This window comes from Burkholderia sp. BCC1977 (assembly GCF_905339595.1).
Lineage (GTDB): Bacteria > Pseudomonadota > Gammaproteobacteria > Burkholderiales > Burkholderiaceae > Burkholderia.
The window spans coordinates 172,750-189,053 of the sequence record NZ_CAJPGQ010000001.1 but is presented as its reverse complement, the minus strand read 5'-3'; the positions used below and the strand labels follow the sequence as shown (position 1 = coordinate 189,053).

The following is a 16,304-nucleotide window of genomic DNA, read 5'->3' as shown; positions in this document are numbered from 1 at the left end:
CGTTGAATCGAATACAGCCAAGTATCTTGACCGGCGCCCGCCGCTTGCGAGGCGGGCGCCCGGATGCAACACGAGACACGACCGGCGAGCGCCGGCACCGCGGCCGCGGTTCGGCTTACGGCGACAGGCGCGAGATCGTCCAGCCCGGCGCCGCCGCGGCGTCGCGCGTATAGAGCAGGCGGTCGTGCAGCCGCGACGGGCGGCCCTGCCAGAACTCGATCGCGTCGGGCACGACGCGATAGCCGCCCCAGTGCGGCGGGCGCGGCGGGTTCTCGCCGTAGCGTTCGGCCACGTCCTTCTCGCGCGCTTCGAGCGTCGCGCGGCTGTCGATCACGGCGCTTTGCTCGGACGCCCACGCACCGATGCGCGAGCCGAGCGGGCGCGACGCGAAATAGCGGTCGCTTTCGTCGGCGCTGGTCTTCTCGATCCGGCCTTCGATGCGCACCTGGCGCTCGAGCTCGATCCAGTAGAACAGCAGCGCCGCGTGCGGATGGGCGGCGAGATCGCGGCCCTTGCGGCTTTCGTAATTGGTAAAGAAGACGAACCCGCGTTCGTCGACGCCCTTGATGAGCACGATTCGGGCCGACGGCCGGCCGTCGTCGCCGACGGTGGCCAGCGTCATCGTGTTGGGCTCGGGGAGCTTGGCGGCGAGCGCCTCCTTGAACCAGCGATCGAACTGGGCGAAGGGGTCGGGGGCGGCATCGGCTTCGTCGAGCGAAGCACGCGAATAGTTGATGCGGAGATCGGCGAGAGTCGTCATGTTATGCAAACGCTTCAATCTGGGGCCAGTATAGCGAACGCGCAAGAATCGTGCGTGCACAGTGGCGCGTGCCGGCGGGGAGTTCAGGCAAAATAGAGGGCTGCACGACTTACGTTTTCCTTGCCGCCATGTCCGCTGCCGACACCGCCCCGCTCAGTTCCTCTGATCTTACCCCGACCCCGACAATCCAGCTTGACGTGGATCGCGAGCGCCGCTTCGGCGGCATCGCGCGGCTGTACGGCGCCCCTGCGCTCGCCGCGTTCGAGGGCGCGCACGTCGCCGTGATCGGCATCGGCGGCGTCGGTTCATGGACGGCCGAGGCGCTCGCGCGCAGCGCGATCGGCACGCTGACGCTGATCGATCTCGACAACGTCGCCGAAAGCAATACGAACCGGCAGATCCACGCGCTCGACGGCAATTACGGCAAGCCGAAGGTCGACGCGATGGCCGAGCGGATCGCGCTGATCGATCCCGCGTGCCGCGTGAACCGGATCGAGGATTTCGCGGAACCCGACAACTTCGACGCGCTGCTCGGCGGCGGCTTCGACTACGTGATCGACGCGATCGACAGCGTGCGCACGAAGGTCGCGCTGATCGCGTGGTGCGTCGCGAAAGGGCAGCCGCTCGTCACGGTCGGCGGCGCGGGCGGGCAGCTCGACCCGACGCGCATCCGCATCGACGATCTCGCGTTGACGATCCAGGATCCGCTGCTGTCAAAGGTGCGCGCGCAGTTGCGCAAGCAGCACGGCTTTCCGCGCGGGCCGAAGGCGCGCTTCAAGGTCAGCGCCGTGTATTCGGACGAGCCGCTGATCTATCCGGAAGCGGCCGCTTGCGACATCGAGGACGGCGCGGAGCCGTCCACCGCCGCGCATGTCGCGGGGCTCAACTGCGCGGGGTTCGGTTCGAGCGTGTGCGTGACCGCGAGCTTCGGCTTCGCGGCCGCCGCGCATGCGCTGCGGGCGATCGCGGCGCGGGCCGCGGGCTGATCGGGAAACCGGTCGACGCGCAAAGGAATGTTGCGGCGCGGCAGACGCGCCGCGCACGACCAGGCGATCCGGCCGGGCCATCGAGGCCCGGCCGGTCGTTCGTCAGTTGAGCGCCATGCTCAGCTTGCGCCGCCATGCGGCGACGAGTTCGGGGCGATCGCCCGCCAGCTCGAACACCGAGATCATCGTGCGGCGGCCGAGGTCGTCGCCGTACGCGCGGTCGCGCAACACGATTTCCAGCAACTGCTCGAGCGCGCCTTCGTACGCGCGTCGCGCGATCAGGCTCTGCGCGAGGTCGAAGCGTGCTTCGAGATCGGCGGGGTTCGCCGCGATGCGGGCTTCGAGCGCGTCGGTCGGCGGCAGGTCGGCCGTCGCGTCGAGCGCATCGAAACGGGTCTTGATCGCCTGGTAGCGCGGATCGGTGCCCTGCACGGTCTGCGGCGACAGGCGCTCGGCCTCGGCGCGCGCGGCGTCCACCTGGTTGTTCGCGAGCAGCAGTTCGATCAGGTCGAGCCGTGCGTCGTCGAAGCCGGGGTTCAGCGCGAGCGCCGCTTCGAGGTGGGTGAGCGCATCGTCGTAGCGCGATTCGGCGATCGCGTATTGTGCGGCGCGGCGCTCGGCTTCGTCGGGCGCGGGCAGCAGCCGGTCGAGGAACGCGCGCAACTGGCCTTCCGGCAGCACGCCGATGAACTGGTCGACGGGGCGCCCGTCGGCGAACGCGATCACGTGCGGGATGCTGCGCGTCTGGAAGTGCGCGGCGAGCTCCTGGTTCTCGTCGACGTTCACCTTCACGAGCTTCCAGCGGCCTTCGTAGTCGGCTTCGAGCTTTTCGAGCAGCGGACCGAGCGTCTTGCAGGGGCCGCACCACGGCGCCCAGAAGTCGACCAGCACGGGGGTGTCCAGCGACGCCTCGATGACGTCTTTCTCGAAAGTGGCAAGCGTGGTGTCCATGTCGTTCTCTTCCGTTCGAATGTCGTCAGGATGGGGGCGGCGCGCCTCTTTTTCAACGCGGCTTCGATTCGGGCAGCGGAATCCACTCCGTTTCGCCGGGCACCTTGCCCATTTCCTGGTTCGTCCAGGCCAGTTTCGCGCGCTCGATCGCGTCGCGGCTGCTGGCGACGAAGTTCCATTCGATGAAGCGCTCGCCGTCGATCTTGTCGCCGCCCAGCAGCATCGCGCGTGCGCCGCTGCCGCTCGCGAGCGTGACGGTGGCGCCCGGCGCGAGCACGGCCATCCGCTCGGCCGGCACCGGCGTGCCGTCGATCGCGAGGTCGCCGTCGACCACGTAGACCGCGCGCTCCTCGTGCGACGCGTCGAGTTCGAGGCGGCCGCCGGCCGCGAATTCCGCGGCGACGTACAGCGTGCGCGAGAACGTCGTGACGGGCGCGCGCAGGCCGAACGCGTCGCCGGCGATCACCGTCAGCGACACGCCGTCCTCGTTGCGCGTCGGCAGCGTGTCGGCCGCATGGTGCTCGAACGACGGCTCGGTGGTCTCGTGGGCGACCGGCAGCGCGACCCAGGTCTGGATTCCGTGCACGGTATGGCCGCTCGCGCGCTGCGCGTCGGGCGTGCGCTCCGAGTGCACGATGCCGCGGCCGGCCGTCATCCAGTTCACGTCGCCCGGCACGATCTCCTGCAGCGAGCCGAGGCTGTCGCGGTGCAGGATCGCGCCGTCGAACAGGTAGGTGACGGTGGCGAGCCCGATGTGCGGGTGCGGGCGCACGTCGAGCCCGGTGCCGGCCGGCAGCGTCGCGGGCCCCATGTGATCGAAGAAGATGAACGGGCCGACGAGGCGTGCGGCGAGCGCGGGCAGCGTGCGGCGCACCTGGAGGTTGCCGATGTCGCGGATGTGCGGCTTCAGCAGGGCTTTGATCGGATCGGTCATGGCGGGCCTCGCGGGGAGCGGCTGGAATGCCGGTCATTGTACTGGCGGCACGGCCGCGACGCGCGCAACGCGCGGGGCGCGAGCGCCGTCCGGCGGGAGCGGATACGCGCGATGCGGTTTTCCTGCTGCCGCAGCCGCCGCTGCGGCTGCCCCGTCGCCGCGCGTGACGGATTCCATGCGCGCCGCGCGGGTATCGGGCCGTCCGGCGAAACCCGGTAGACTGATCGGCTTCAAAAACATCCGACAATTGAGGAGACGCCGATGATGGCCCCGAAGGACTTGCTGCTCGCGCTGGTCGTGATCCTGGCGTGGGGCGTGAACTTCGTCGTGATCAAGGTCGGCCTGCACGGCATGCCGCCGATGCTGCTCGGCGCGCTGCGCTTCACGCTTGCGGCGGTGCCCGCGGTGTTCTTCGTGCGCCGGCCGCAGATTCCGTGGCGCATGCTGATCCTCTACGGCGCGACGATCCAGCTCGGCCAGTTCGTGTTCCTGTTCACCGGCATGTACGTCGGCATGCCGGCCGGTCTCGCGTCGCTCGTGCTGCAGTCGCAGGCGTTCTTCACGCTGGTGTTCGCGATGCTGTTCCTCGGCGAGCGGCTGCGCGTGCAGAGCCTGATCGGGCTTGCGATCGCCGCGGCCGGACTCGTCGTGATCGCGGCGCAGGGCGGCCGCGCGATGACGCTCGCGGGCTTCCTGCTGACGATCGGCTCGGCCGCGATGTGGGCGTTCGGCAATATCGTCACGAAGAAGGTCGGCAAGGCGAACCTGGTGTCGCTCGTCGTGTGGGCGAGCCTCGTGCCGCCCGTGCCGTTCTTCCTGCTGTCGCTGTGGTTCGAGGGGCCGCAGCGGATCGCGACCGCGCTGGCCGGGCTCAACGGCGCATCGATCTTCGCGGTCGTCTATCTCGCGTTCGTCGCGACGCTCGTCGGTTACGGCTTGTGGAGCCGCCTGATGTCGCGCTACCCGGCCGCGCAGGTCGCGCAATTCTCGCTGCTGGTGCCGATCGTCGGGCTCGCATCGTCGGCGCTGCTGCTCGACGAGCATCTGACGGACGCACAGTTGATCGGCGCCGCGCTCGTGATGGGCGGGCTCGCGGTGAACGTGTTCGGCGGGAAGCTGGTGCGCCGCTTCGCGGCGTCGTGACGCGCCGGCACGCAGCGCGTGCCGGCGGCGGGGACGGGTGGCGCGTCAGGCCATCCGGTTCTTCGCGAGCGGCGGGTTCGCGGCGAAGTAACGCTTGATGCCGCGGAAGATCGCATCGGCCATCTCGTCGCGATAGCTGTCGTCGTTGAGCCGGCGCTCTTCGTCGGGGTTGCTGATGAACGCGGTCTCGACGAGGATCGACGGGATGTCGGGCGCCTTCAGCACCGCGAACCCGGCCTGTTCGACCGAGCCCTTGTGCAGCTTGTTGATGCCGCCGACTTCCTTCAGCACGTAGTTGCCGTAGCGCAGCGAGTCGCGGATCTGCGCGGTCGTCGACATGTCGAACAGCGCGCGGTTCACGGCCGCGTCCGCCGTCTTGATGTTGATGCCGCCGATCAGGTCCGACGAGTTTTCCTTGTTCGCCATCCAGCGTGCCGCGGCGCTCGTCGCGCCGTGGTCGGACAGCGCGAACACCGACGAGCCGCGCGCGGACGGCGTCGTGAACGCATCGGCGTGGATCGACACGAAGAGATCCGCGCCGACGCGGCGTGCCTTCTGCACGCGCACGTTCAGCGGCACGAAGAAGTCCGCGTCGCGCGTCATCATCGCGCGCATGTTCGGCGCGCCGTCGATCTTCGCGCGCAGCTTCTTCGCGATGTCGAGTGCGATGTGCTTCTCGTACGTGCCGCCGCCGCCGATCGCGCCCGGATCCTCGCCGCCGTGGCCCGGATCGATCGCGACCGTCAGCAGGCGCACGGTGCCGCCCTTGCCGGATTTCGGCGCGGTGAACTTGTAGGTGTCGCCGTCGTCGTCGCTGTCGTCGCGGCGCGCGATGACGGGCGGCGGCTTGACGGCCGGCTTCGCGGGCGTGGCAGGCGAAGACGGCGTCGCGGCGGCCGGCGGCGTGCGCGGCGCGGCCGGCGTGTTCTGCGCGAAGCGCTGGAAGAACGCGTCGCTGTTGTCGCCCGCGCCGGGCGGCGGCGCGGCCGGGCCCGCGAGCGCGGTCGGCGGCTGCATCTGCTGCGCGCGCGCGGTGTCGTTGAGCGCCTGTTCCTTGCGTTCCGTCTGCGCGATCAGGTCGGTCAGCGGATCGGGCGCGACGGCCGGATACAGGTCGAACACGAGCCGGTACTTGTAGGTGCCGACCGGCGGCAGCGTGAACACCTGCGGCTTCACCGAGCCCTTCAGGTCGAACACCATCCGCACGACGTGCGGCTGATACTGGCCGACGCGCACCGACTGGATCTGCGGATCGTTCGGCGCGATCTTCGATACGAGGTCGCGCAACGCCTGGTCGAGATCGAGCCCGTTCAGGTCGACGACGAGCCGGTCGGGACCCTGCAGCAGCTGTTGGCTATTCTGCAGCGGCTGATCGGATTCGATCGTGACGCGCGTGTAATCGCGCGCGGGCCACACGCGCACGCCGAGCACCGACGACGCATGCGCGAGCCGCGGCGCGGCGAGACCGAGCACCAGCGTCGACGCGCCCGCGCACAGGATCTGACGGCGCCGCCAGTTGTGCGTCGCGGTGGCCGCCGATTCGATCGAGCGGAACGGTTTGATCAACATCTTTCGAGACATGCCTTTCCTGAAGCGCTGAACGCCCGGACGGTGAGGGCGCGTCCGTCGCCATCCACGTCGAGCGAGAAAACCAGATCGGGCACGCCGAGCAGGGTGCCCGCCTGTTGCGGCCATTCGACGAGGCAGATCGCGCTGGAATTGAAATATTCGCGAAAGCCTGCGTCGGACCATTCGGCCGGATCGTTGAATCGATACAGATCGAAGTGATAGACCTCAAGTTCCCCGTCTTCGCGCGCGAATGCGTACGGTTCGACGAGCGTGTAGGTCGGGCTGCGCACGCGTCCCGGGTGGCCGAGGCCGCGCAGGATCGCGCGCACGAGGGTGGTTTTGCCCGCGCCGAGGTCGCCGATCAGCTGGATCTGGAGTCCGTCGAACGCGTGGGCATGGGCGAGTTCGCTGCGTGCCGCGTCGAGCGCGTGCGCGAAGCGGGTGCCGAAGGCCTCGGTCGCCGCTTCGTCGGCGAGTGCGATCACGCGCTCCGCGAGCGGGGCAGGCAGCGTGTCGGCATGAGGCGTATGGGACGTGGCTGGCATTCTCGTAAAATAGTGCGATGAACCGATTACCGGAACTCGCCGCATCCGACAGGCCTTCGACTCGTGCCGAAGGCGCGGCGCCGTGCGCGCTCGATGATGCGACGTTGACTGCGCTCGCCGCTCGCATCAGGGCGTGGGGGCGCGAATTGGGTTTCGGGGCGATCGGCATCAGCGATACCGATCTCTCGGATGCCGAAGCAGGCCTCGCCGCCTGGCTGGAAGCCGGGTACCACGGCGAAATGGATTATATGGCGAAACACGGGATGAAACGTGCGCGGCCGGCCGAACTTGTGGCCGGTACGCGACGCGTGATCTCCGCGCGGCTCGCTTATCTGCCAGCCCAGACGCTCGCCGCCGACGGTCCCGATGCGTCATCCGGCGCGCTCGCGCCGCACGACTGGCGCGAGCGCGAACGCGCGCGTCTCGACGATCCGCAGGCGGCCGTCGTGTCGATCTACGCCCGCGGCCGCGACTATCACAAGGTGCTGCGCAACCGGCTGCAGACGCTCGCGGAGCGCATCGAGCGCGAGATCGGCGCATTCGGCTACCGCGTGTTCACCGATTCGGCGCCGGTGCTCGAGGTCGAGCTCGCGCAGAAGGCCGGGGTCGGCTGGCGCGGCAAGCATACGCTGCTGCTGCAGCGCGACGCGGGTTCGCTGTTCTTCCTCGGCGAGATCTACGTCGACGTGCCGCTGCCGACCGATGCGCAAACGGCGCCCGAGCTCGCGCCCGAGACGCCCGGCGCGCACTGCGGCAGCTGCACGCGCTGCATCGGCGCGTGCCCGACCGGCGCGATCGTCGAACCGTATCGCGTCGACGCGCGCCGCTGCATTTCGTACCTGACGATCGAACTGAAAGGCAGCATTCCGGAGCCGCTGCGGCCGATGATCGGCAACCGCGTGTACGGTTGCGACGACTGCCAGCTCGTGTGTCCGTGGAACAAGTTCGCGCAGGCCGCGCCCGTCGCCGATTTCGACGTGCGGCACGGGCTCGACCGCGCGACGCTCGTCGAGCTGTTCGCCTGGGACGCCGACACATTCGATACGCGGATGCAGGGCAGCGCGATCCGGCGCATCGGTTACGAAAGCTGGCTGCGCAATCTCGCGGTCGGGCTCGGCAATGCGTTGCGTGCGCCGGCCGATCGGCTCGCACCCGACGCGCGCGACGCGATCGTCGCCGCGTTGCGCGCGCGGGCCGACGATCCGTCGCCGATCGTGCGCGAGCATGTCGAATGGGCGCTGCGTGCCGCATGAAGGCGGCGTAAAGTGTCGTCGGCGCGCGGCGGCGCCGCGCGTTTCACCGGTGAGGAGGAGCTCATGTTCAACGCAGTCATCGACGCGCCGTTCGGCAAGGTCGGCATCCGCACCGATGCCGCGGTGGTGCGCGAGATCGTCTATCTGCCCGAGTCGGTCAAGTCGGTCGATCCGGACTCGCCGCTCGCGAAGCGCGCGGTCGAGCAGATCGAACGTTATTTCGAGCGCGCGTCGGCACGCTTCGACCTGCCGCTCGCCGACGTCGGCAGCGCCTTCCAGCATCGGGTGTGGAACGTGATCAGCGACATTCCGCCGGGCACGGTGCTGACCTACGGGCAGGTCGCGAAGCGGATCGGCAGCGCGCCGCGCGCGGTCGGCCAGGCGTGCGGCGCGAACTACTTCCCGCTCGTGATTCCGTGTCATCGCGTCGTCGCGGCGGGCGGCCTCGGCGGCTTCGCGAATCACGACGACAATGGCTATTACCAGAAAGTGAAGCGCTGGCTGCTGGCGCATGAAGGCGTGCCGTACCGATGAGTGAACCGTTGCTTTCCCCCGATTCCGATTCCGACGCCAACGACGGCGGCGAGGCCGCCGCATCGCCCGCGCTGCTCGCGAGCCGCGCGTCGATCGACGTGTTCTGCGACGCGCTGTGGCTCGAGCACGGGCTCGCGCGCAACACGCTCGATGCGTACCGGCGCGATCTGGTGCTGTTTTCGCAATGGCTGGCGGCGACGCACGATGCGCCGCTCGACTCGGCCGACGAAACGATGGTGACCGGCTACATCGCCGCGCGCAGCGACGGCAAGGCGACGTCGTCGAACCGGCGGTTGTCGGTGTTCCGTCGCTATTACGGCTGGGCCGTGCGCGAACATCACGCGAGCGCGGATCCGACGCTGCGGATCACGTCGGCGAAACAGGCCGCGCGGTTTCCGTCGACGCTGTCCGAGGCGCAGGTCGAAGCGCTGCTCGGCGCGCCCGACATCGGCACGCCGCTCGGCCTGCGCGATCGCACGATGCTGGAGCTGATGTACGCGAGCGGGCTGCGCGTGAGCGAACTCGTCACGCTGAAGACCGTCGAGGTCGGGCTCAACGAGGGCGTCGTGCGCGTGATGGGCAAGGGTTCGAAGGAGCGGCTCGTGCCGTTCGGCGAAGTCGCGCACGGCTGGATCGAGCGCTACCTGCGCGACGCGCGGCCGGCGCTGCTCGGCGCGCGCGCGGCCGACGCGCTGTTCGTGACCGCGCGCGGCGACGGGATGACGCGCCAGCAGTTCTGGAACATCATCAAGCGTCACGCGCAGCAGGCCGACGTGCGCGCGCACCTGTCGCCGCATACGCTGCGGCACGCGTTCGCGACGCACCTGCTGAACCACGGCGCGGACCTGCGCGTCGTGCAGCTGCTGCTCGGCCACAGCGACATCTCGACCACGCAGATCTACACGCACGTCGCGCGCGAGCGGCTGAAGACGCTGCACGCGCAGCACCACCCGCGCGGCTAGCGCGGCGCGTGCCGGCCGGCGCCGCGCGTCACGCAAGTTCGCGCAGCTTGTGCTTCAGCACCTTGCCCGTCGACGCGGCGGGCAGCGCATCGAGCACGCGGATGCGCGCAGGGCGCTTGTAGGGTGCGAGCCGTTCCGCGCACCACGCCTGCAGCGCGGCCTCGGTCGCCGTCGCGCCCGGCACCAGCTCGACGAACGCGAGCACTTCCTCGTTGCCCTCGACCGCGCGGCCGACGACGGCCGCCTGCACGACCTCCGGGTGCGCGTTCAGCACCTGTTCGACCTCGACCGGATACACGTTGAAGCCCGAGCGGATGATCAGCTCCTTGCTGCGGCCCGCGATCGTCACCGAGCCGTCCGCTTCCCGGCGCGCGAGATCGCCGGTGCTGAGCCAGCCGTCCGGCGACACGGCCGCGCGCGTCGCGTCCGCGTTGCGGTAGTAGCCGAGCATCACGTTCGGCCCGCGCACGCGGATTTCGCCCACCGCACCCTGCGGCACGTCGGCGCCGTCCGGTGCGACGATCCGCATCTCGACGCCCGGGATCGGCACGCCGACCGAGCAGTCGGTGCGCGGCGCGTCGAGCGGCGTCTGCGTGATCGTCGGGCTGCTTTCGGTCATTCCGTAGCCGTTGTGCAGCGGCACGCCGTACACGCGCTCGACGCGCGCCTTCAGGTCCGCGTCGAGCGGCGAGCCGCCCGAATACGCGAAGCGCAGCCGCGGCGCGCGCCATGCGTGCGCGTGCGTGTGCAGGTGCTCGAGCAGCTTCGCGTGCATCGCGGGCACACCCTGGAAGATCGTCACGCCTTCGTCGGCGAGCGCGACGCGCACGGCCTCCGGCGAGAAGCGCGGCGCGAGCCGCAGCGTCGCGCCCGCGTACAGGCTGCCGAGGCAGACCGACGCGAGCCCGTACACGTGCGACACGGGCAGCACCGCATAGACGACGTCGTCGGGCGACACGCCGCGCAGCGCGCTCGACGTCGCCGCGATGAACAGCAGGTTGCGATGCGACAGCATCACGCCTTTCGGGGTACCCGTCGTGCCGGTCGTGTAGATCAGCGCCGCGCACTGCGCGGCCCCGTCGGCCACCACCGGTTCATCGGGCGCGCTTGCGTCGACGCGGTACGACCACGCGCCGATGTCGACCGGCAGCGCGTCGGCGGGCGTCGCGTCGTAGCGCGCCGCATGGGTGCGCGCATCGGGCGATGCTTCCGTCGCGAACGCGATCAGCTTCGGCCGCGCGTGCGCAGCGATCGCATCGAGTTCGCCGGCGGACAGCCGCGCGTTCGACACGAGCGCCCATGCGTCGACGCGCGCGACCGCGAACAGCAGCACGATCTGCGCGACGCTGTTTTCCGCGACGATCATCACGCGATCGCCGCCGCGCACGCCGAGGCGCGCGAGCCGCTCGGCGGCCGCATCGACGGCCTGCGACAGCTCGCCGTACGACAGGCGGCGCGCGTCCTCGATCAGCGCCGGATGCGCGGGCGCTTGCGCGGCCCAGCGGGCGGGCACGTCGGCGATGCGGCCGGGCAGCGCGGCGAGCAGTGCCGCGACGTCGAGCGGCGCGGCTGGGCGGACAGGCGAGGACATGGCGTCTCCAGAAGAAGGGCCGGGCGGCGGCGCGGCGAGTTTTGCGAACGATCGTGCCATGACGGCGGGCGCGCCACAATCGGTCAATCGGGCAATAGCACTTCGCGATGTCCGCAATGATGACGGACGGGCGCGCCGCAACCGCAGGCAGGCTCGCCCGGGATCCCGGGATCCCGCGGCAAAAGGGCCGCGAGTATACCGCCGGTGCGCGGCCCACCGCCGCGAACACGAGACGGGGCGATCGTGCGACGACGCCCGCCCACTGGTCGTTCGCCATTAAAATGCCGCCATGAGCAAATCCAGACACGTGTCCGAGACACCCGCGACCCAGCTGCTGCGCCGCCACGGCGTCGCATTCGACGAGCATCCGTACGATTACGTCGAGCACGGCGGAACCGGCGAGTCGGCGCGCCAGCTCGGTGTCGACGAACACAGCGTCGTGAAGACGCTCGTGATGGAGGACGAGCACGCGAAGCCGCTGATCGTGCTGATGCACGGCGACCGCACGGTGTCGACCAAGAACCTTGCGCGGCAGATCGGCGCGAAGCGCGTCGAGCCGTGCAAGCCCGACGTCGCGAACCGTCATTCCGGCTATCTGGTCGGCGGCACGTCGCCGTTCGGCACGCGCAAGACGATGCCCGTGTACGTCGAGTCGACCATCCTCGAATTGCCGACGATCTACCTGAACGGCGGCCGCCGCGGCTACCTCGTCAGCCTCGCGCCGGCGGTGCTCACGACGCTGCTCGGCGCGACGCCCGTGCAGTGCGCGAGCGTCGACTGAGGGTTTCACCTTCGTGGCAGGCCGTGCTCGTTCGGTAGAATGGGCGCCGTTTCGGCCGGTCGGCCCGCCCGCCCGGCCGGCCGCCACGGCCTGCCGGCGGTTCGCCGCGACGGCGTCTGCCCCGACCGGTCGGCATGCCGCGCCCGGCCGTCCCTTTACCGATACGTTGAAAGAAGAGTTCTCCGCATGCAGATCCTGCTCGCCGCACTTGTTGCCTACCTGATCGGTTCGGTGTCGTTCGCCGTCGTCGTCAGCACCGCGATGGGCCTGGCCGATCCCCGTTCGTACGGGTCGAAGAATCCCGGCGCGACCAACGTGCTGCGCAGCGGCAACAAGAAGGCCGCGATCCTGACGCTCGTCGGCGACGCGTTCAAGGGCTGGTTCGCCGTCTGGCTCGCGCGGCACTTCGGGCTGACCGAGGTCGCCGTCGCGTGGGTCGCGATCGCCGTGTTCCTCGGCCACCTGTATCCGGTGTTCTTCCGCTTCCAGGGCGGCAAGGGCGTCGCGACCGCCGCCGGCGTGCTGCTCGCCGTGCACCCGGTGCTCGGCCTCGCGACCGCGCTGACCTGGCTGATCGTCGCGTTCTTCTTCCGCTATTCGTCGCTCGCGGCGCTGGTGGCGGCCGTGTTTGCACCGGTGTTCGACGTGTTCCTGTTCGGCACCGGCCACAACCCGGTCGCGTGGGCCGTGCTCGCGATGAGCGTGCTGCTCGTGTGGCGTCACCGCGGCAACATCTCGAAGCTGCTGGCGGGGCAGGAAAGCCGGATCGGTGACAAGAAGAAGGCAGCGTCCGACGGCGGCGCGCAGGACGGCGGAAAGGTTTGACGCAGGGGATGGCGGCTGCCGCCCGCCGGGGCGCCCCGTGTGCGGGGCCCGGCGGCGCGGCATGACTCGTTGACGGCGCGGTCGATGGCGCCGTCGACGGCGTCGATCAGTCGCGGAAGTTGTTGAAGTCGAGCGGGGTGTCGGTCACGTCCTTGCGCAGCATCGCGATCACGCTCTGCAGGTCGTCGCGCTTCGTGCCGGCCACGCGCACCGCGTCGCCCTGGATGCTCGCCTGCACCTTGATCTTGCTGTCTTTCACGAGCCTGACGATCTTCTTCGCGAGGTCGCCCGTCACGCCCTTCTTCACGGTGACGATCTGCTTGACCTTGTCGCCGCCGATCTTCTCGACCTTGCCGTAGTCGAGGAAGCGCACGTCGACGTTGCGCTTCGCGAGCTTGTTGATCAGCACGTCCTTGACCTGGCCGAGCTTGAAATCGTCGTCGGCGAACAGCGTCAGCTCGCGCTCCTTCTGCTCGACGCGTGCGTCGGAGCCCTTGAAGTCGAAGCGCGTCGAAATTTCCTTGTTCGACTGCTCGATGGCGTTCTTCACTTCGATCATGTTCGCTTCGGAAACGACGTCGAACGATGGCATGGCATTCTCCCTTGAGATGCGGGCGCCCGGCTGGCGCGCGGGCACTCGCTATAATTGCGGACTGTTTGCCATTTTACCGATGCCCCTTCGTTTGCCCAAGGCCGGCCGTGTGCCCGCCCGGCGGACGTGACCGCGAATGCCGATGCCTCCTGACGATTCCGCCCTGTCGCTGCTCCCCGACCATCCGCTCGCCGCGCACAACACGTTCGGCATCGCCGCGAAGGCGCGCTTTGCCGCGCGCATCACGCATGCGTCGCAGTTCGAGGCGCTGCACCGCGACCCGCGCGTCGCGTCGCTGCCGCAGCTCGTGCTCGGCGGCGGCAGCAACGTCGTGTTCACGCGCGATTTCGACGGTGTCGTGCTGCTCGACGAGATCGCCGGCCGCCGCGTCGTGCGCGAGGACGACGACGCGTGGTACGTCGAGGCCGGCGGCGGCGAGACCTGGCACGCGTTCGTCGCGTGGACGCTCGAGCACGGGATGCCGGGCCTTGAGAACCTTGCACTGATTCCCGGCACCGTCGGCGCCGCGCCGATCCAGAACATCGGCGCGTACGGCCTCGAGATGAAGACCTATTTCGACTCGCTGGTCGCCGTCGAACTCGCGACGGGGCGCCGCGAGCGTTTCGACGCCGCGCGCTGCGCGTTCGGCTATCGCGACAGCTTCTTCAAGCGGGAAGGGCGCGGCCGCTTCGCGATCGTGGCGGTGACGTTCCGGCTGCCGAAGCGCTGGACGCCGCGGCTCGGCTACGCGGACGTCACACGCGAGCTCGACGCGCGCGGCATCGCGCCGGACGCGGCGACGCCGCGCGACGTGTTCGATGCGGTCGTCGCGATCCGCCGCGCGAAGCTGCCCGATCCGCTCGTGCTCGGCAACGCGGGCAGCTTCTTCAAGAATCCGGTGATCGACGCCGCGCAGTTCGCTGCGCTGCGCGCACGCGCGCCCGAAGTCGTGTCGTATCCGCAGCCGGACGGGCAGGTGAAGCTCGCGGCCGGCTGGCTGATCGACCAGTGCGGCTGGAAAGGGCGCGCGCTCGGTGCGGCGGCCGTGCACGACCGGCAGGCGCTCGTACTGGTCAATCGCGGCGGCGCGACGGGCGCCGAGGTGCTCGCACTGGCGCGCGCGATCCAGGACGACGTGCGCACGCGCTTCGGCGTCGAGCTGGAGCCCGAGCCGGTTTGCCTGTGAGTCGGGCCTGACGCTGGTTCGCGCCGCTTCGGCGGTGCACGGGATCGCATCTTGCCGGCCCCGAAGGCAATTGCCTCCCGTTGTTCCGGCGACCCCGCCCCGCGGTCAGGAGGCATGCCGTGCGTCGACCGTGCGCGGCGCGTTCCTTGCACGCGCCATTCAATTCACGATGCTTGACGATCGATCGCTGCCGCGACCTTGACTTACACTTAACCTAGAAGTTAAATGAGACTATGCGATCGACGACACCCGATCCCCTTTCCGTAGTCTTCGCCGCGCTGGCCGATCCGACCCGCCGGGCGATCCTGCTTCGCCTGGCGGAGGGCGCGGCGCCGGTCGGCGAACTGGCCCGACCGTTCGACATGTCGGCGCCGGCGATTTCGAAGCATCTTCGCGTGCTGTCGGAGGCGGGGCTGATCGAGAGGGAAGTCAATGCGCGCTGGCGAATCTGCCGGTTGCGCGCGGACGGGATGCGCGATGCACACGGATGGCTCGAAGCCTATCGGCAGTATTGGGAAGAGAGCCTCGATCGACTGACGGCGTTCGTCGAACAATCGTGCGCCGGCGGCACGGTCGGCGACGACGTTCCACCTCGGCGGGAGAAGTCATGAGTCAGGCAGCGACGTTTCACCTTGAATTGAACCGCTTCATCCGCGCGCCGCGCGAGCGAGTCTTCGATGCGTTCACGAACGAAACCGCGCTGGCGTCCTGGCATTGTCCACGCGGGATGAGCGTGATCGAGGCGAGTGCCGACGCGCGGGTCGGCGGCAAGTACCGCATCGTGATGGGCGGGCGCGACGGTTCGCGGCACATCGCGGGCGGCGAATACCAGAAGGTCGATCGCGTCGATTTCCTGGCGTACACCTGGGCGTGGGAGGCCGGGGCGATGCCGGCCGACCTGAAGACGCTGATCGAGGTCACGTTCACCGACCGGGACGGCGGCACGCATCTGCACATGCGTCACAGCGGCTTTCCCGGGGAGGCCGAGCGCGATTCGCACATGGGCGGGTGGCAATCGGTGTTCAACCGGCTCAGCGATCTGCTGGACCCGGAAGGCAGCGCGGGAACGGTCAGCGTGATCGGTGATCCGCGCAGCTCCTTCTGCCGCACCGTGCGGATGGCACTCGCGGAAAAGGGCGTCGCATATACGTTGCAGGCGGTGCCGCCGCATTCGCCGGAGGTGCTCGCGCACAACCCGTTCGGGCGCATTCCGGCGTTCTGCGACGGCCCGGTCGAGTTTTACGAAACGCGGGCGATCCTCGGCTATATCGACGAAGCGTTCGACGGCCCGAGCCTGTTGCCCCAGTGGGGCGCCACCGCGCATGCGCGCGGCGAGCAGTGGATCAGCCTGATCACCTGTCACGCGTACGACGCGATGGTTCGCCGCTACGTGCTGCAGTACATCTTCCCGAAGGGCGAAAACGGCCAGCCCGACCGCGCGGTGATCGACGCGGCGCTCCCCGACATCGACAAGCATCTGCGCGTGTTCGACGCAGCGTATGGCGGCCGCGACTATCTGGTCGGTGGAACGGTGTCGATGGCGGATCTGTTCCTGGCACCGATCGTGGCGTATGTCGGGATGTTCCCGGAAGGTGCGGAACTGCTGCGGAACGTCCCGAACGTCACGCGCGCGCATGCGGTGATGCGCGAACGGCCGAGCTTCGCCGCGACCCAGCCGGCGCCGGGCTGACC

At 69.3% G+C, this 16,304-nt stretch carries 17 protein-coding genes; 10 read left to right on the top strand and 7 right to left on the bottom strand.

Annotation, left to right across the window (positions count from 1 at the left end):
• Positions 1-115 precede the first annotated feature (115 nt).
• Entirely contained in the window at positions 116-760 is a 645-nt protein-coding gene (pdxH, locus tag U5771_RS00890) for a pyridoxamine 5'-phosphate oxidase (protein ID WP_322022206.1), read from the bottom strand.
• 128 nt (positions 761-888) lie between these two features.
• Here pdxH and tcdA point away from each other — a divergent pair, with 128 nt between their 5' ends.
• Positions 889-1,746, top strand: a complete 858-nt coding sequence (tcdA, locus tag U5771_RS00885; protein ID WP_044848556.1) for a tRNA cyclic N6-threonylcarbamoyladenosine(37) synthase TcdA — start codon at positions 889-891, stop codon at positions 1,744-1,746.
• A 102-nt stretch (positions 1,747-1,848) separates the two neighbouring features.
• Here the strand turns inward: tcdA and trxA are convergent, their stop codons facing one another.
• Together trxA and U5771_RS00875 are read right to left on the bottom strand one after the other, a co-directional pair.
• A complete protein-coding gene (trxA, locus tag U5771_RS00880; protein WP_322022205.1) occupies positions 1,849-2,697 on the bottom strand; it encodes a thioredoxin in 849 nt (282 codons plus the stop codon).
• A gap of 52 nt (positions 2,698-2,749) precedes the next feature.
• A complete protein-coding gene (locus U5771_RS00875; RefSeq protein ID WP_322022204.1) occupies positions 2,750-3,631 on the bottom strand; it encodes a pirin family protein in 882 nt (293 codons plus the stop codon).
• Between the two features lie 264 nt (positions 3,632-3,895).
• On the opposite strand from U5771_RS00875, the gene U5771_RS00870 reads away from it, so the two are divergent.
• A complete protein-coding gene (locus U5771_RS00870; RefSeq protein WP_322022397.1) occupies positions 3,896-4,774 on the top strand; it encodes an EamA family transporter in 879 nt (292 codons plus the stop codon).
• A 45-nt stretch (positions 4,775-4,819) separates the two neighbouring features.
• On the opposite strand, the gene U5771_RS00865 is transcribed toward U5771_RS00870, so the two are convergent.
• Positions 4,820-6,355 (bottom strand): N-acetylmuramoyl-L-alanine amidase, encoded by a 1,536-nt coding sequence (locus U5771_RS00865; RefSeq protein ID WP_322022203.1) that lies wholly within the window; start codon positions 6,353-6,355, stop codon positions 4,820-4,822.
• Positions 6,337-6,888 carry a tRNA (adenosine(37)-N6)-threonylcarbamoyltransferase complex ATPase subunit type 1 TsaE gene (gene tsaE, locus U5771_RS00860; RefSeq protein WP_322022202.1) on the bottom strand — a complete coding sequence of 184 codons (552 nt, stop codon included), beginning with the start codon at positions 6,886-6,888 and terminating at the stop codon, positions 6,337-6,339. Before tsaE ends, U5771_RS00865 begins: the two co-directional genes overlap by 19 nt.
• A gap of 17 nt (positions 6,889-6,905) precedes the next feature.
• On the opposite strand from tsaE, the gene queG reads away from it, so the two are divergent.
• The 3 genes from queG (at position 6,906) to xerD (ending at position 9,637) form a co-directional block, all read left to right on the top strand.
• Positions 6,906-8,141: a tRNA epoxyqueuosine(34) reductase QueG gene (queG, locus tag U5771_RS00855; RefSeq protein WP_322022201.1), complete on the top strand. Its 1,236-nt coding sequence runs from the start codon at positions 6,906-6,908 to the stop codon at positions 8,139-8,141.
• Between the two features lie 63 nt (positions 8,142-8,204).
• On the top strand, positions 8,205-8,675 hold the full coding sequence (locus U5771_RS00850; RefSeq protein ID WP_322022200.1) for a methylated-DNA--[protein]-cysteine S-methyltransferase: 471 nt from the start codon (positions 8,205-8,207) through the stop codon (positions 8,673-8,675).
• Positions 8,672-9,637, top strand: coding sequence for a site-specific tyrosine recombinase XerD (gene xerD / locus U5771_RS00845; protein WP_322022199.1), 966 nt, complete (start codon positions 8,672-8,674; stop codon positions 9,635-9,637). Before U5771_RS00850 ends, xerD begins: the two co-directional genes overlap by 4 nt.
• A 28-nt stretch (positions 9,638-9,665) precedes the next feature.
• Here the strand turns inward: xerD and U5771_RS00840 are convergent, their stop codons facing one another.
• Positions 9,666-11,228: a class I adenylate-forming enzyme family protein gene (locus U5771_RS00840; RefSeq protein WP_322022198.1), complete on the bottom strand. Its 1,563-nt coding sequence runs from the start codon at positions 11,226-11,228 to the stop codon at positions 9,666-9,668.
• A gap of 289 nt (positions 11,229-11,517) precedes the next feature.
• Between U5771_RS00840 and ybaK the strand changes: the two genes are divergently transcribed.
• Together ybaK and plsY are read left to right on the top strand one after the other, a co-directional pair.
• On the top strand, positions 11,518-12,009 hold the full coding sequence (gene ybaK / locus U5771_RS00835) for a Cys-tRNA(Pro) deacylase (protein ID WP_121859523.1): 492 nt from the start codon (positions 11,518-11,520) through the stop codon (positions 12,007-12,009).
• Between the two features lie 186 nt (positions 12,010-12,195).
• Positions 12,196-12,834 (top strand): glycerol-3-phosphate 1-O-acyltransferase PlsY, encoded by a 639-nt coding sequence (gene plsY / locus U5771_RS00830; RefSeq protein WP_322022197.1) that lies wholly within the window; start codon positions 12,196-12,198, stop codon positions 12,832-12,834.
• 106 nt (positions 12,835-12,940) lie between these two features.
• On the opposite strand, the gene U5771_RS00825 is transcribed toward plsY, so the two are convergent.
• Positions 12,941-13,426 (bottom strand): YajQ family cyclic di-GMP-binding protein, encoded by a 486-nt coding sequence (locus U5771_RS00825; RefSeq protein WP_006762345.1) that lies wholly within the window; start codon positions 13,424-13,426, stop codon positions 12,941-12,943.
• 136 nt (positions 13,427-13,562) lie between these two features.
• Here U5771_RS00825 and murB point away from each other — a divergent pair, with 136 nt between their 5' ends.
• The 3 genes from murB (at position 13,563) to U5771_RS00810 (ending at position 16,302) form a co-directional block, all read left to right on the top strand.
• Positions 13,563-14,612 (top strand): UDP-N-acetylmuramate dehydrogenase, encoded by a 1,050-nt coding sequence (murB, locus tag U5771_RS00820; RefSeq protein WP_322022196.1) that lies wholly within the window; start codon positions 13,563-13,565, stop codon positions 14,610-14,612.
• Positions 14,613-14,845: 233 nt separating this feature from the next.
• Positions 14,846-15,223, top strand: a complete 378-nt coding sequence (locus U5771_RS00815) for a metalloregulator ArsR/SmtB family transcription factor (protein WP_322022195.1) — start codon at positions 14,846-14,848, stop codon at positions 15,221-15,223.
• Positions 15,220-16,302, top strand: a complete 1,083-nt coding sequence (locus U5771_RS00810) for an SRPBCC domain-containing protein (protein WP_322022194.1) — start codon at positions 15,220-15,222, stop codon at positions 16,300-16,302. Before U5771_RS00815 ends, U5771_RS00810 begins: the two co-directional genes overlap by 4 nt.
• Positions 16,303-16,304: the final 2 nt, after the last annotated feature.